Origin of the sequence: Gimesia chilikensis (assembly GCF_008329715.1) — a bacterium.
Classification (GTDB): Bacteria; Planctomycetota; Planctomycetia; order Planctomycetales; family Planctomycetaceae; genus Gimesia; species Gimesia chilikensis.
In genome coordinates this window covers 22,184-38,517 of record NZ_VTSR01000011.1, presented here as the reverse complement: position 1 = coordinate 38,517, position 16,334 = coordinate 22,184, and the positions used below count along the sequence as shown (strand labels likewise).

Below are 16,334 nucleotides of genomic sequence, written 5' to 3'. Positions count from 1 at the left end.
CAAAACAGCAATGTTACGCGCACTCTCTTCCGTTCTGGAATGCCTGAATTTTGTGCAGAATGCTGTTCTGATGGTCTGTTGGTGGGGTGATCCGTAGCCAGAGTGTCAGCAGCGTTTTCCCTGTACACTGCTCGAATCCCCAATATTTCAGGCATTTCAGCGGCCGATGATCCCATCGTTCAAAATTTCATCGAGAATTGGCGTCATTTTTGCATTTTCCATAAGAGATGTTCTGCGGAAGAGGAGTGTCAGGATCAACTGTACTGATTTGAGTTTTATATTTCCCACGTCGATCCTGCAGAATTTCCTCTCCTTTTATGCATTTATTTATTCTTATGGAAAGTGTTAAGAGATGGATTTATCAAAACAGAATCGACTCAGAACGCGCGGTTTTACGCTGATTGAGTTGCTGGTCGTGATTGCCATTATCGCAATCCTCATCGCATTGTTGCTGCCTGCAGTCCAGCAGGCACGGGAAGCAGCCCGCCGCAGTTCCTGCAAAAACAATCTCAAGCAGATGGGACTGGCGTTACACAACTATCATGACGCCCACAGTGTCTTTCCTCCCGCTGCAATTGCCCCGGGCAGTTGTTATTGCGAGCGGGTGCTGGGTTTGTCTGCCGGAACGTCTCCCAAACTGTTGAACCACACGTTCTACCAGTTGCTGTTACCCTATCTCGACCTGGCGCCGTTATATAACAAGTACAACTTTTCGCTTTCGTCATCGGATCACGTCGCACGCTCTGACGGCAGCTATTGTGGATCGGTCGGACCCACGTTTGCCGGTTCGGGGCAGTTAAGTGTCGCTCCGAATAATTACCCGGTCTTTCTCTGTCCGTCCGATCCGGATCAGACCAGCTACGGCAGCTATCAGAAAACCAGCTATGGCCGTGCTGGATACACGACTGAGTACAGCCTCGTTACCACATATGGAACTGATTCGAACCGGTTGAAAGGGACACTTGGCTTCAACGGTTCAGCCAGAATCGGTGACATCAAGGATGGAACGAGTAACACGATGGTGCTGATCGAGTCACCCCTGTTGCTGACCAGTGCCTCCTACGGTCCTTTCTGGAATTCCTATCGGCACACCAATGTGATTCTGCCTTACTCATACGGGATCAATAAGAACCATCCCGGCTACGATAAGCCGTATGCCTGGGGAGCCGGCAGTCACCATGTCGGGGGATGTCATATGCTGATGAACGACGGCAGTGTGCGTTTCCTGAGTGAGAATGTGGATCGGATTACCGTGATTCAGGCACTCGTCTCCATCAAAGGGGGCGAGGTCATGCCGGAGTTCTAATCGGCAGTCAGCATACGCGATTCTGAAATCATTCACAGTCGGAAGCATCAGTCAACTGGCTGATGCTTCCGGCGTTTACCCCTTTGCATAAGAGAGAACCATGTATACCAACGCGCTACGAGTACAGATAGTTCCACTGGTCTGCGGATTGCTGCTGATCCTGATTGCAGGATGTTCCGGCAATTCGGCTCAGAAACCCGAACTGGCAGAAGTGACAGGAACGGTGACCCTGGATGGAAAACCACTGTCCGATGCCATCATCGATTTCTTTCCTCAGTCGGCTGCCGACAAGAGTCAGTCGCGTGCTTCATCCGCCGCTACGGATACGGAAGGTAAATATACCCTGAGGTATGACAACAACACGAGCGGCGCCATCCCCGGCGAGCATCTTGTCCGCATTAGCAAGCCCGATGGAGGAGCCGAGGTCGCCGGTCCCGAAACGTTACCCGCCCGGTACAACGAGCAGACAACATTGCAGGTCACAGTCTCTAAGACGGCACCAAATACGATCGATTTCGACCTGAAAAGCAAGTAATTCATAAGCCGACCTGAAACCTGGGTGGTCATAATGTCACTTTTGTTTCTGAGTAGGCTTTTTCAGGCCTTGACAAACCTGTCGACAGTCGACACTCTGTAATTCAGCTGAAGGTTTACATGTCGGGAAGAGTACATTCCCCGATCGAGGTTTGCTTTCGTAAAACGCCAGGGAGTGTCGTATGCGTTCGGGATCTGGATATCAGGCTGGTTACTGTTTTCTACTCATGTGTGTGTTGGCTTGTGCCTGTAGCCAGACTCTCTCAGCACAGACGCCGGACCCATTTGCTCCCCTGCAGGCAACTTTCGCAAAACAGCAGCAGGCTGTGCTCAAAAAGTACTGTTTGAACTGCCACAATACAGCCGAGAAACAGGGTGAACTCGATCTGGAACAGTTCCGCAGTGTGTCTGATTTCCGCCGAAATGTGGCTCCCTGGCAACGGGTTGTGGAGATGCTCCGTGATGGAGAGATGCCTCCCGAGGACGCAAAGCCGCAACCGACGCAGGCCGAACTCGCATCGTTACAGCAGTGGGTGCAGGCAGTTCTCGATGCGGAAGCCCGGGCAAATGCGGGAGATCCCGGTCCCGTTGTGCTACGCAGGCTGAATAACGCCGAGTACACGTACACGATCCACGACCTGACCGGAGTCCCTCTGGAACCGGCGCAGGAGTTCCCCGTCGACAGTGCTGCGGGCGAAGGCTTCACAAACGTGGGAAATTCGCTGGTGATGTCTCCTGCTTTGATCCAGAAATACTTCGCTGCCGCTAAGAAAATATCCAGTCATGCAGTCCTGCTGCCGGATGGTATCGAGTTCTCTTCTAATACCACCCGCAGGGACTGGACGAACGAGAAACTGGCAGCGATTCGCGAATTCTATGCACGTTATACTGAAAGCAAAGGCGCAACCGCGGTCAACCTGCAGGGGATCCAGTTCGAAACCAATGGCGGAGGACGACTTCCCCTCGAAGCTTATCTGCAGGCAACACTCGAAGAAAAAGAGTCGCTCCACTCTGGGCAGAAAAGCCTTGCGTCCGTCGCACGTGAATACGATTTGAACGAGAAATATCTGACCCTGCTCTGGCAGTCCTTGACTGACAAAACTCCCTCCGTAGTGCTTGACCAGATCCGTGTTTTCTGGAATCGTGCGAAACCGACGGATGCCCCTCAACTGGCAGAACTGATTCAACAGTGGCAGTCAGCACTCTGGCGGTTCACCACAGTCGGGCACATCGGCAAACGGGGCGGCCCCGAGGCCTGGCAGGTTCCGGTGCAACCGGTCACCACGCAACAGGAACTGCGTTTGAAGTTACCCGAGGTGAAAGCTGGAGAGTCGGTCACACTCTATCTGGCAACCAGTACTGCCGGTGATGGAAAACAGGGAGACTTCGCGCTCTGGCAGAATCCGCGTTTAATCATTCCCGGACAGCCGGAATTACCCTTGAAAGAAGTCCGTCAGTATCTCGCGTATCTGACCGCTTACCGGGAGCGTCTGCTGGAACATACCGCCGCCTGTCTGAATGCCGCGCTGGAAGTAGAAACGGCAACAGCAGCGGTCAATCTGGAAAAACTGGCGCAGAAGCACGACATCGAACCCGTAATTCTGCATGCCTGGCTTGCCTGCCTGGGCCTGGATGGCGGACAGCCGACTATCGAGGGCTACATTACAAAACAGACTGAGCAAATTCAGAACTATGACTTCGTCAAAGGTTGGGTAGGCGAGCAGGCCTTAAGTGTTGTGGCGAATTCATCCGATCAGGGTGTGCGAATTCCTGGCGAAATGCTGCCACATCATATCGCGGTACATCCCACACCCCAGCGGCGAGTGATCATTGGCTGGAAAAGCCCCATGTCTGGCACGGTTAATGTCAAAGGCGCAGTCAGGCGGGCACATATCGGTTGTGGAAATGGAGTCGACTGGCGCCTGGAATTGTGGCGTGGCAATACGAGACAGATGCTGGCTTCTGGGAACGCCACCAACCGGGAAGCGTCTCCCGTGGAGATCAAAGAACCACTCAAGGTACGAACCGGCGATATGCTGCTGCTTGGCATCGGTCCGCGGGACGGGAATCACTCCTGCGACCTGACAGACGTCGATCTGACAATCACTCCTGTGACAGCAGGAGCATCAGCATGGCACCTGGCTCGTGAGATTTCATCCGATATTCTGGCAGGCAACCCGCACGCCGATCAACAGGGCAATCCCCATGTCTGGCATTTCTTCAGTGAGCCGGATCAGCCTGTTTCTCGCATTGCAGTCCCTTCAGGCTCGTTACTGGCCCGCTGGCAGACCGAAGCTGACGTTGAAACACGCAAACAGCTGGCAGCAGAATTACAGCGTCTGCTCACAGCCGGGCCGGGCCAACTCCCCGAAAACGCTCCGGATCGAAAACTCTATCAGCAGCTGACATCCCTCCGCAGTCCCGCTTTTGAAGCACTCAGGCAACAATATCGGCCAGATCGAAAGCCTGGTAAAGAACTGACTGAAGATCAAGCATATGGTCTCGACCCACAACTGTTCGGCAAACATCCGGCAGGCACGTCCGTAGATCCGTCTACACTATGTGTGCAGGCACCTGCTGTGGTTGAAGTCCGCTTACCAGCCGAACTGGCTACCGGGGCTGAATTCGCAGCCACTGGAAAGTTACATGTCGCCAGCAGTCAACAGGGGACCGTACAACTTAAAGTTTCCACGGAAAAACCAGAGTCGCTGACTGAGCTACACGCCGGCGCATTTCGGAGTGGGGGGAAGAAATCGACCTGGTCCGATGGTGAAAAGCCGGTGATCCCGATTGCCCCGGTGCTGGTCAGTGAAAAAAGTCAGGTCAAAGAACGTGTCCTGGCACAGTTCGCTGAGTTTCGCAATCTGTTTCCAGCCGCCCTGTGCTACACGCGCATTGTTCCCGTTGATGAAGTTGTCACTCTGACACTTTACTATCGGGAAGACGAACATCTGCAGCGGCTGATGCTGAATCCAGATCAGACTGCAGAACTGAATCGACTCTGGGACGAACTACATTATATCGGTCGCTCACCCTTGCGACAGGTGGATGCCTACGAGCAGCTCTGGCAGTTCGCGACGCAGGACGCCGATCCAAGTGCCTTTACTCCCATGCGGGAAGGCATCATGCGTCAGGCAGAAGTATTTCGCACCCGATTGCAGGCAACTGAGCCCCTGCATATTGAAGCCGTCCTGGAATTTGCAGACCGCGCCTGGCGGCGACCACTCAGCTCAGCAGAACAGACGGAATTGAAAACACTCTATAAGCAGCTCCGGCAGCAGAAGCTGTCTCACACCGAAGCGATCCAGATGCTGCTGGCGCGGGTGCTGGTCTCTCCCGTCTTCCTCTACCGGACGGAAGCGGCTCCCTCTGGAAGCCAACCCGCCCCCGTCTCTGATCATGAGCTCGCCTCCCGTTTGAGTTATTTTCTCTGGTCGTCGCTGCCTGATCAGGAACTCCGTGAACTGGCGAATCAAGGCAAGCTCCGTGATCCAGCAGTTCTGAAGCAGCAGGTAACGCGAATGCTCCAGGACCCTCGAATCAGACGCATGGCGATTGAATTCGGCTGCCAGTGGCTGCACGTGCGCAACTTCGATCAGTTTGATGAGAAGAGTCAGCGACATTTCCCGGAGTTCGCAGAACTTCGCAGTGATATGTACGAAGAGGTGATTCGATTCTTTACCGATCTTTTACAGCAGAATCGTTCCCTCCTGGCCATCCTGGATGCGGACTATGTCTGGGCGAATCAGCGGCTGGCCGAATTTTATGGTCTACAGGGAGTGGCAGGAGCAGACTGGCAGCGGGTAGAAGGAGTACAGCAACAGTCCCGGGGGGGCATCCTTGGGATGGCGGCGACACTCTCGAAGCAGTCCGGCGCGTCACGAACGAGTCCGATCTTGAGAGGAAACTGGGTTTCGGAATTTCTACTGGGTGAGAAACATCCCCGTCCTCCCAAAGACGTACCGGTTCTGCCGGAAGAAGTTCCTGCGAACCTGACCGAGCGACAACTGATTGAACAGCATAGTGCCGATCCTGCCTGTGCGAAATGTCACAAGCGCATCGATGGCTTCGGATTTACTCTGGAACAATTCGACGGCATTGGGCGTCTGCGGAATAAAGATGCGAAAGGGCATCCGATCGACGATGCTTCGGTTTTACCCGATGGAACCGCAGTGACAGGAATCGCCGGTCTGCGGAATTATCTGCTCAACGAGCGACGGGATGATTTCCTGCGGGCCTTTAATCGACGTCTGCTGGGCTATGCCCTGGGACGCTCTGTGCAGTTGTCTGATGAACCTCTGCTGGATCAGATGACGACTCAACTCGAACAGGATGACTACCGGATCACGACCGCGATTCAGGCCATTGTTCTCAGTCCGCAGTTTCAAATGATTCGCGGTGCGGAGCAACAGAGTATCAGCAGCGTGACAGCGGACTGATTCAATAGAATCTGTTAAACTAAAAGATGAAAAGAACTGATACCGAATTCTGAATATCAAGGAGTTATCAGATGGGCGCTTTTATGACAACCCGACGGACCATGCTGCGAGGGCTCGGCGTCACCATGGCACTGCCCTGGCTGGAATCATTGCGGGTCTGGGGAGTAGAAGCGGGCAAGAACGCAGTTCAGGGAGAAGCTCCGATTCGGTTTGCAGCGCTCTTTTCCGGCAATGGCTTTCACCGCGAACACTGGTGGGCCAAGGGGAGCGGCAAAACAATGGAACTGGGTAAGGTCCTTGAACCGCTGCTGCCTCACCGGGAAAAAATGCTGTTTGTTCAGGGGCTGTATAACGAGGAAGCACTGAAAGGAAATATTCACAGCTCCCAGACGGGAAATATTCTCACGGGGGCGCCGCTCGAAGCAGGGGGCGGCATTCGCAGCGGGATCAGCATCGATCAGATGCTGGCGAAACAGTATGGTCAGACGACAAAAGTCCCCAGCCTGGTCCTGGGCTGCGAAAAGTCGAATCCGTCAGTCCACAAGAACTATTCGATGCTTTACAGCAGTCATATCTCCTGGAGTTCTCCGACAACGCCGACGCCCCTGGAAGTCTACCCGGCGCTGGCCTTTGATCGACTGTTCCGCAAAGACGCAAGCCAGAGCGATCAGAGCGTACTCGATGCCGTCCTGAGTGATGCCCGCGATTTGCGACGAGGTATCAGCCGCAGTGATAAACAGAAGCTGGATGAATATCTTAATTCGGTGCGCGAAGTAGAACAGCGGATCGATCTGGCAGGGCAGCGGGGGGAATTACAGGGCTGGCGTCCTACGCTTGATAAACCGAATGTTCCCCGTCCAGCGGATGGCATTCCCCAGGACATCGCCGAGCATATGCGACTGATGTGCGATATCCTGGTACTGGCGTTTCAAACCGACGCGACTCGCTTCTGTACCCTGAAGCTGAACAACGATCATTCCTCTTTACGCTTTCCCAATCTGGGCGTGGATTACATGATCCACCACCTGTTGTCACATCAGGAGTCGAATGACTGGCTCAAGGTCAATCAGTTCTTTCTCGAGCAGGTGGCCTATATTGCCGCGAAGCTGGATGCGATCCAGGAAGGGGAACGAACTGCACTGGATAATACCATGCTGATGTATTGCAGCAGTATGCTCACCGGCAGTCATGATGCAACCAAACTGCCCGTCGTAATCCTGGGCCGTGGAGGAGGCAAGCTGGAAACCGGACGGGTGCTGAACTATCTAGATCAACCGAATCGAAAAATGTGCAGCCTCTATCTGTCGTTAATGGACCGTTTCGGGTTGCACCTGGATCAGTTCGGCGATGCAACAGAACGCCTGGCAGGTCTCTAGACAGGAATTAATGATGAGTATCGATCAATTTTCGAAAGGCGGCGCCGGTCAGACAAAACTGAAACGGCAGACACTGACACAGGCAGTCGAGTCCCGCTTGCGCAGTGAAATCATCCAGGGCGTGTACGAGCCCGGGACAATGCTCAGTGAACCGGTGCTTTCGTCTGAATTGGGAGTCAGCCGATCTCCGGTCCGTGAAGCACTATTGATTCTGGAGCGGGATGGTATCGTGGAATTCGATGAACGCGGGCGTACACGGGTCGCGACCATGACCGCTGCTGACTTTGAAGATCTGTACCTGCTCCGTCTTGCAGTGGAGCCAATGGTCGCAGTGCATGCGGCCTCCCAGGCAACTTCAGCTGACTATGCTGCACTCGAAGCGAATATGAAGGCAATGCAGAATACCAAAACGCTGGCAGAGATCAGCCTGTTGGATATGGAATTTCATGATCTGCTGGTGGCCTCCAGCAGACGTTCCCGGCTGATTGCCACCTGGCGCTCATTGCGCCCTTCCCTGGAACTCTGGCTTGCCGCTTTGCATCGTCGTCATGAGCAGATCACCGGCCGCGTTAAGGAAATCACAATCGACAGCCATCAGGAACTGATCGACACGCTCCGCAGCGGTGATGGAGCTTCAATTGAAAAACTGATGCGCGGGCATATCGAAGGCTGGTATCAGTGGCTGCCGGAAATGAATGAGCTGTCCTGACGGGATTCTCTCAGCGGCCTGGTTCCTGAAATGCGATGAGATGAGTGTTAACAAAAGTTAACATGGCTTTTTACCAATGATAAACTCCTGAATCGACAGCCCAGATGCTCAATGTACAGATAGGCGTGTTGTCGCAGTTCTCTTAATGCGCAGATCTTGAGTATCCAATGACTTATGGCTGATCAAGACTTTGGTCTCTGTCGCCCCATGCCTCCTGGTTTCGTTTCCACTTCCGATTCTCTGCTTCTGGATAAATGGAACGGTAATTGCTTTTTCCATATTTCCCAGAGTGTGCATCTGTTGTATTTTGTTCTGTTTTAGACATTGTAGTGATTCAAAGCAAACGGAACTGACTAATTCCCTTTGGGAATCAGTTGATATCAACGCTCTGTGAGCGAAACGTTCGGGAAGTTTTAGTTCTCCCTACGTGATTCGTATGACGACAGGTTCCAGGTCCGAATTAATTTCCAGCGGCGAACGCTGAGTAAGAGTCTCGTGTTACAGGCCTTCTGTAGAATCTGTCATCAGTCAACATTTGGTTCGCGGGAGCAAATTAGGTCGGGATTATGAACCCAGCACTGAAAGAACAAGTGACAGACACAACTCCCGAATCTGGTGAGAGTCAGACTTACGCGGATAGGAATGCGACAGACATCGCTGATGCCCGGGAGACATCACTGGTAGTGTGGGGCCTGGTCGCGGGTATTATTCTCGTGGGTCTTCTGTTTCGTGCACAATTACTGGATGCATTTTATCTGGATTTTGATGAATCAATGCACTTCCAGGCAGCACGAGAAGCAACTCTGCAGGATACATGGATAGCCAGCAGGATTCATACACATCCTCCACTCGTGTTTCTCTTTTACCACCTCTGGTTGAACCTCGGGGACTCGGAGATCATGCTTCGGCTCCCCGCTTTGATCTTCAGTATCTCCGCGTTAGTCTTTGCATTTTTATGGTTGAGGGAAGTAACAGGAGTCAGACCAGCTGTGGTAGGACTCGTTTTTCTTACCTTCTCAATGCCGATGGTGCATCTCGGAGCGCAGATGCGGGGATACACGATTCTGCTGACATTCATGTTTGCCGCATTGTTTTTCCATGAGCGGTTTCTTCAGCGGCATTCGCTCGCTGCGCTGATTACCAGTGCTGTCTGTCTCGGGCTGGCCATGCTGACTCATTATACCACAGCCTGGCTGATGCTGGCACTGGGAGTACTCACACTGCTGCGAGTTATCTCTGGTACGTTGCCCAGGAAACTGGTAATTGCCTGGGCCATGGTGCAGGTCGTTTTGCTGGGAGAATGTGCAGCTCTGTATTTTGGCCATGTCCGGGCATTTGTGAACAGTGAAACACAGGATGCCATGTGGGACTTCTGGCTGAGAGACAGTCAATACACCCTGCAGAACACGAATCCCTTGATGATTCCACTTTTGCGCCTACTGGAGTTTATCAAGTTTACTTCGGGGGCATTCGGTCTGTTAATTGCGATCCTCATCGTACCCGGGGTAATCAGATTGGGAAAAGTCGCGTATCAGCGAACAGGATCCTCCTGGATTGCAGTGGAGCGGGCACTGCTGATCGTGCTGCCAATGATTGTCGCGATGCTGCTGTTTCAGTTTCGAATTTATCCATTGGGGCATACACGTCATTCAATGTGGTTGATTCCTTTTGTGGCGCTGGGAATATCCGCGGCATCATTGTTCTTGTTCACGCGTCACAGTCTGTGGCGAAATTCAGTGCTGGCAGGCGTTATGCTGTTGTGGGTGATGAGCTATGCGGCACCGATGGTATGGAAGTATGAAACGACACAGACTCCTGAAATGATGGAACGTTTTGTAAGTCTAATCAAACAGACGGTTCCAGAGGGAGAGGTGATCCTGACGGATGACAGTACACGGAATGTCCTGGAATATTACCTGGTGGGGCGCGAGGTGATTCACGGAAAGCCACTCGGAGGTGGCTATATCGAATACAAGATGGGGAATTACCGTGTTGTGACAATTCCCCGCTTTCACTTTTTCATGTATCAGTTCCGGAAAGACTGGAAAAACTACCTGGCTGCTCTCAAGGAATCGGCCAGGGAACCGCTCTGGGTTGTCTATCTGGGGTATGAAAGAGCAGAGGCAAAGCCCGAGCATCTCTTCCCCCTGTTTCCAGCCGGTCAATTGACGAAACAGGCCCATTACCTGGACAACCAGATCATGCGAATCCAGTTTCTCTCACCCGAGATCAAAGCTGCCAAGGCAGCAGTTCCGAAGCAGAATATAAATTAATCATGCTCGTCATATAGCATCCGATAGAACCTGAATATGCAGTCATCAAACAAGCCAGATCGATTTCTAATCTATGTTGTCGCTTATGAAGCAGAGCAGCATCTGTTCGATTTATTTGAACGGATACCCTTTATGCTCTTTAATCGCGATGATGTTCATTTTCTTGTCAACGATGATGCCTCTGCGGACAATGGGGCCTTGATACTGAAAAAATGGCTGGTTGCCCATGACATTTATAATGTCACCATTTTGAAAAACCGAATCAACCAGGGGTATGGGGGAAATCAGAAGATTGGTTTTCGGGCAGCAATCGATGATGAATACAGTTGCGTTATTCTATTACACGGTGATGGACAATACGCTCCAGAACTGTTGCCTGAATTCATCGAAACCTGGAGAGAGACTAGACCAGATGTCATCCTGGGGTCACGAATGCATTCCACACGCAGCGCCAGGGCGGGAGGAATGCCCTGGTATAAGCTGGTGGGTAATCGGATACTTACCCGGTTTCAAAACTGGCTCACAGGTTGGAGCTTGAGCGAATATCATACGGGGTACCGTGCATATTCCACAAAATTTCTGCAGAGTGTTCCCTTTGAGATTAATACTAACGATTTCCATTTTGACACAGAGATACTTTTACAAGCGGCACATGTAGAGGCGAGTGTACAGGAGATAAACATACCGACTTTCTATGGTAACGAAATCTGTCGGGTGCAGGGATTTAAATATGCCTGGAATGTCGTGACGGCGACAATTCAGTATAAAATGCATCAATGGGGTATGCTGTGTTCTTTGAAACTGAGGAACTTATCAACGGATCGATACCGCGATAAGACACAGGCAGAATATTCTTCCCATGCACTAGCTCTCAAATTGTTGAAAGCCAGGCACGCACAAAATGTACTGGATATCGGCTGTGGTCCGGGACATGTCGCTTCACAGTGTGAACAGCAGGGGATGCAGGTGACTGGTGTTGACTGCAGCAGACCTCAGTCGGAAGTGATGAGTCGATTTATATTCGCTGACCTGGAACGGGATGAAATCCCTGTTTCATTAACAGACTATGACACAATGCTCATGCTGGACGTGATTGAGCATCTGGCACATCCAGAAGAATTTCTACTGGCGCTACGGAACGAACACCGGGCAGATGCTGGTTCCAATCAGATGGGTAACATCGAGAACGTCGCTTCAGCGCACTGTAATGAGGTGATCTCGGATGGATACAACGAAGACGAACAAAATTCGTTGGGAACTCCCCAGGTTTTGTCAGATCCGCCTGCGCTGCCACTGTTATTACTTTCCACTCCTAATGTCGCGTTTGCAGCAGTTCGGCTGAATCTCTTGTTTGGTCGTTTCAATTATGCTGAGCGGGGAATTCTCGATATCACTCACAAAAGGTTGTTTACTCGACGTACTCTTCTGAGAATGCTCGAGGACTGCGGATACAATGTGGAGCGGGTACATGCCATCGGCGCCCCTTTTTCGGCAGTGATGCCCGGGAGACTGGGGAAATGGCTGGGATGGATGGCAGGCTTGCTGGCGAAAGCCTGGCCAGCCTTGTTTGCATTTCAATTTATGGTGGAATGTCGGCCCCGCCCGGGAGTCAGAGAATCCTTAAAGAATGCACTCAGAGTTCACGAGCATCCTACCCATGTCAGCACGCCAGAATTCGATGTCAGTCATCAATCTGGAAGACAGGACTTCTTTGAATGACATAAACTCCTGTATCTTGTATTCAGGCAGATTTTGTTTGATCTCTGTTCTAGATACATCAAATATCTGTCAGACCTTATTGAATGTAAGATAATATGAACGAGACATCTTCATTAGTTCGCAATGACTTCTTAAAACTGCCGATCCTGCTGCTGATTGTCTTTGCTGTATTAGGTGCAGCGCGTATCAATGAGTTCTATTTTTACAATCCCGACAGTAGTGATTATGTACTGATGGCGCGGGGGTTTGTTGATTTCCAGGAATATCGACAGTTTGATCGACCAGGGGAGCCTTACTTCACTTTGCGTCCGCCAGGCATGTCGGTTCTGTTGATGCCTGCTGCAATCATTGCCCCCTACGATGTAATCGCCGCTAAAGTGACGGTATTGATGACTGCCCTTGTCATGATCTGGCTCTTCTATACACTGGCCTGGCGACTGATAAACAGCACAGATCCCGAGTCTGCGGAGTCATTGTCGCCACTGCGCTGGTCGGTTCTGCTGGTCAGCCTGGTCCTGATGACCAATCCTTATGTTCTCGTTTATGCCACAATCGTGATGAGCGAGATCCCCTTTATGGCATGTACGCTGGCGGTACTCTACCTGTTTTATGCCGAGGAAGAGAAATGGTCTCTCGGAAAACTGATCTGCCTGACCGGTCTTCTGGTGTTTATTCCCTTTCTCAGAACCATCGGCGTCGCCATGATTCTGGCCGTGGGACTCTGGTGTCTCTTTAGTCGGAAACGCTGGATCTGTCTGATCCCGGTGGGGCTCTCGGTCGGAACGACCGCATTCTGGATGTTCCGCAACAGTCAGTTCAAAACAATGAGTTACAGTTCCATTGCGCTCCAGGAAATGAAGACTGCGGGAGTGGTCGGCACAGTAATCAGCATGCTGAATCGGCTGCTCGTACACATCGACGGATTATGTCAGAAAATCTTCCCTGGTCTGCCGGGAACCGTGCCTGAATACAGCGGAGTCCTTTCCGGAGAGTATCATGCACTCCCCGGCTCTCCCCTGATCTATTCGCTGGGGAGCGTAGTGATACTTGTCATCTCGCTGGCAGGCATGCTGCGCTGCTGGAAACGCGGTGGTGCAGTCTGCTTACTCTACTTGTGTCTTTCCCTGGGAGTGCTTTCTGTCTGGCCCTGGATGCAGACCCGTTTTTCACTCCCCTGGTTGCCCATGATTCTGGTCTTCGTACCTGCGGGCCTGTTCTATATCAAAGAGTCTTCACTGGGCCAGCGGGCAGGGGTGCTGAAAACACTTGCCGTGGGAGGTATCGCGGGAGTGGCTGCTCTGCTGTTCTCACAAACCTGGGTTGATGCCAATCTGATTACAACAAATCATCTCATGAAGACGGAGAGTGAAGAGGAACTTTCTAACGAGGACCTCATCATGTTTGCCAGTGACTTCGTCAAGGCGGGCGAATGGTTGAATCAGAATACCGCACCTCATGCGCGTGTCTTAACGCGGCGGGCAGAAGTCTCCACAGCCAGCCATCGCTATCAGAGACTGTTTTATTTCGAACCGTCCAATATCGAACAGCTACACAAAGCCATTCAGTCCATGGGACAATGCTACCTGGTCACTTATGGCAAACATACGAATGATATGTTTCCCCGATATCTGCTGGATGATGATCTGATTTATCGCTTCACTCCGGTTTACGAGGAAGAGGGAATCGTGGTCATTGAAGTGACGCCGAACTATGAAGGGACAGTCAGGGATCAGTACTGGCGGGAAGAAGAGGCTATGGAACTGGCTCGGAAACGGCTGGCTCGAAACCCGCGCCGCATTTCGGTCTGTATGACGTATCTCAATCAACTGCTCAAAGCGGAAGAGTATGATCAGATTATCGCTTTCATTGGCGATCTCGAACAGGCCGGGATACAGGATGCCCGCTTCATGAGTATGCTGGGCTGGTCTTACCTCGGTAAACGCCAGTACGACCAGGCGCTCGAAGAATTTGCCCGCGCCACGCGAACTCCGGGACAGAAAATGATTCGGGGCAACCTGAATGACGGAATTAAACTGGCTCTCAAGCGACGGAAAGCGGCTCAGGAGAATCAGGGGGAATCACAACATGAAAAACCGGGCAGCTATCTGAAACTGACCAATAATATGTGGCAGCTGGTCATGTTCGACAAGGCGGAAAAATTTGCGCACAAAGTGCTCGATTCAAAACAGGCTACAACCGCAGAACTTGATCAGGCTCATGTCTGGCTGGCCCGGCTGGCGCTGATTCAGGGGAATTCGGAACAGGCACTACAGGAATTAAACCAGGTGCAGGATGCGAATCATGAAGCTGCTCAGGCTCTACGACAGCGCCTGGACCTGGAGAAAATTATTACCTCTACCTGGGCCAGTGAATCTGCTTCCTCTAAGGTACCTGATACCAGTCAGATTCTGAGACTGGCCAAACTATACGAGGAGCAGGGCGTTCCGGGCAAGGCACTCAAACTATTGCAGCACGCTCATGATCGCAAAGACTCCGACTCCGATACACGGATCTTGAGAGAACTGGCCCGCCTGCAGCTGTTCTACAGTCTGCTCGATGAGGCAGAGAACAGTTACCTGAGTCTACAGAAGACATCGCCCGATGATCCGGAGATCCAGGAGGCGTTACAGCAAATTGCCCGGTTCAGAGAAACGCCTCGCTACTGACTGCTGTTTTCACAGGATTCTTCCTGCCTGTCCGGGGATGCTCTGTTTCTCTGATGCGATTTCAAGCTCCAGCAGCCAGTTCTGGCGTTTCATGTATTCTCCCTCTGCGCCATACAGGCTCTGAAAACTTGACAGGGGCTGCAGATCGATTTGATGAAAATCTGTAGAGAAAGAATCAGAACTTCTGGCAGATTCGAAATGAATATGCGAACATGGAATCAGGTGACAAAGCAAGGCTAAGTGTTCTCTGATGGGAGTTTCTGTGGGGCCGCAGAAATTCATTCCGTGGTTGAACCGTCTGCAAACGCAGAGTTTCTCAGGCGAAACAACACGGCGCTTTGTCCCGAGATCGTCATGGTAAGACCGGGAAATTCAATTTTGCATTCTGAATTTCTGATTGAGAAGCCCCGTTTATGGAGAAAAATAATGCGTCGAGTACTACCGCTTCTTTTACTGCTGTGTTCAGCGGGTCAGTTTTTGCATGCGGACGATGCAAAACCAGATGAGGAAGGCCTGATTCGCACTGCGATTTCCTCTTACAAAACAGCTTTTGACAAGGGAGATGCCAAAGCTGTTGCCAGCCACTGGACACCCGAAGGGGAATTCACTCCACCGGGAGGCGAAACAATCAAGGGGCAGGCGGCGCTGGAGAAAAGCTTCACAGAGTATTTTAAGGATTCGCCTGGCGCTAAAATCGAACTGGAAAGTGTCGATATTCGACTGATCTCACCTGGCGTTGCCGTTGAGAACGGTGTGGCTGAAGTCATTCTGCCGGAACAGGAGCCCAGCGTCACTGAATACTCGGCCGTGCATGTGAAAACGCCCGCTGGCTGGAAGCTGGATAGTGTAACAGAAACAGAGGCCATAGTGCCTCAATCACACTACGAACAGCTGAAATCACTGGAATGGATGATCGGAACCTGGGTTGATGAAGGCGATGATGGTTCCGTCGAAACCGTCTGCAAGTGGACGAAGAATAAAAACTTCATGACGCGTTCTTTCAAGGTCCATATACAGGATCGCGTTGCTCTGGAAGGGACGCAGATCATCGGCTGGGATCCGGATAAACAGACCATCCGTTCCTGGTTATTCGACTCAGAAGGTGGATTTGGTGTCGGGATCTGGACCCAAACTGAGAATCGCTGGACCGTACGCACATTGCAGGTTCTGGCGAATGGCGAGAAGGCCACTGGAGTCAATGTCATCACCAAAATCGATGACAACAGTTTTACTTTTCGTTCTCTGGGACGCGAGGTGGATGGCGAACTCCTGCCGGGAGTCGACGAGATCACCATTGTCCGCAAGTAATCTG

General features: G+C 51.8%; 9 protein-coding genes. All 9 read left to right on the top strand.

Features of this window, described 5'->3' with window-relative positions:
• Positions 1 to 352: 352 nt before the first annotated feature.
• The 9 genes from FYZ48_RS15845 (at position 353) to FYZ48_RS15805 (ending at position 16,330) form a co-directional block, all read left to right on the top strand.
• Positions 353 to 1,306 carry a DUF1559 domain-containing protein gene (locus tag FYZ48_RS15845; protein WP_149342025.1) on the top strand — a complete coding sequence of 318 codons (954 nt, stop codon included), beginning with the start codon at positions 353 to 355 and terminating at the stop codon, positions 1,304 to 1,306.
• 100 nt (positions 1,307 to 1,406) lie between these two features.
• The gene (locus FYZ48_RS15840) at positions 1,407 to 1,841 is read left to right on the top strand and encodes a carboxypeptidase-like regulatory domain-containing protein (RefSeq protein ID WP_149342023.1); all 435 of its coding nucleotides are present in this window, start codon (positions 1,407 to 1,409) and stop codon (positions 1,839 to 1,841) included.
• A 181-nt stretch (positions 1,842 to 2,022) separates the two neighbouring features.
• Positions 2,023 to 6,279 carry a DUF1592 domain-containing protein gene (locus tag FYZ48_RS15835; RefSeq protein ID WP_149342021.1) on the top strand — a complete coding sequence of 1,419 codons (4,257 nt, stop codon included), beginning with the start codon at positions 2,023 to 2,025 and terminating at the stop codon, positions 6,277 to 6,279.
• A gap of 71 nt (positions 6,280 to 6,350) precedes the next feature.
• Positions 6,351 to 7,655 carry a DUF1552 domain-containing protein gene (locus FYZ48_RS15830; RefSeq protein WP_242022682.1) on the top strand — a complete coding sequence of 435 codons (1,305 nt, stop codon included), beginning with the start codon at positions 6,351 to 6,353 and terminating at the stop codon, positions 7,653 to 7,655.
• A gap of 13 nt (positions 7,656 to 7,668) precedes the next feature.
• Positions 7,669 to 8,364, top strand: coding sequence for a GntR family transcriptional regulator (locus FYZ48_RS15825; RefSeq protein WP_187782052.1), 696 nt, complete (start codon positions 7,669 to 7,671; stop codon positions 8,362 to 8,364).
• Positions 8,365 to 8,954: 590 nt separating this feature from the next.
• Positions 8,955 to 10,637: a glycosyltransferase family 39 protein gene (locus FYZ48_RS15820; protein ID WP_187782051.1), complete on the top strand. Its 1,683-nt coding sequence runs from the start codon at positions 8,955 to 8,957 to the stop codon at positions 10,635 to 10,637.
• Positions 10,638 to 10,673: 36 nt separating this feature from the next.
• On the top strand, positions 10,674 to 12,356 hold the full coding sequence (locus tag FYZ48_RS15815) for a methyltransferase domain-containing protein (protein WP_149342015.1): 1,683 nt from the start codon (positions 10,674 to 10,676) through the stop codon (positions 12,354 to 12,356).
• A 95-nt stretch (positions 12,357 to 12,451) separates the two neighbouring features.
• On the top strand, positions 12,452 to 15,022 hold the full coding sequence (locus FYZ48_RS15810) for a hypothetical protein (protein ID WP_149342013.1): 2,571 nt from the start codon (positions 12,452 to 12,454) through the stop codon (positions 15,020 to 15,022).
• Positions 15,023 to 15,448: 426 nt separating this feature from the next.
• Positions 15,449 to 16,330 carry a YybH family protein gene (locus tag FYZ48_RS15805; RefSeq protein ID WP_187782050.1) on the top strand — a complete coding sequence of 294 codons (882 nt, stop codon included), beginning with the start codon at positions 15,449 to 15,451 and terminating at the stop codon, positions 16,328 to 16,330.
• Positions 16,331 to 16,334: the final 4 nt, after the last annotated feature.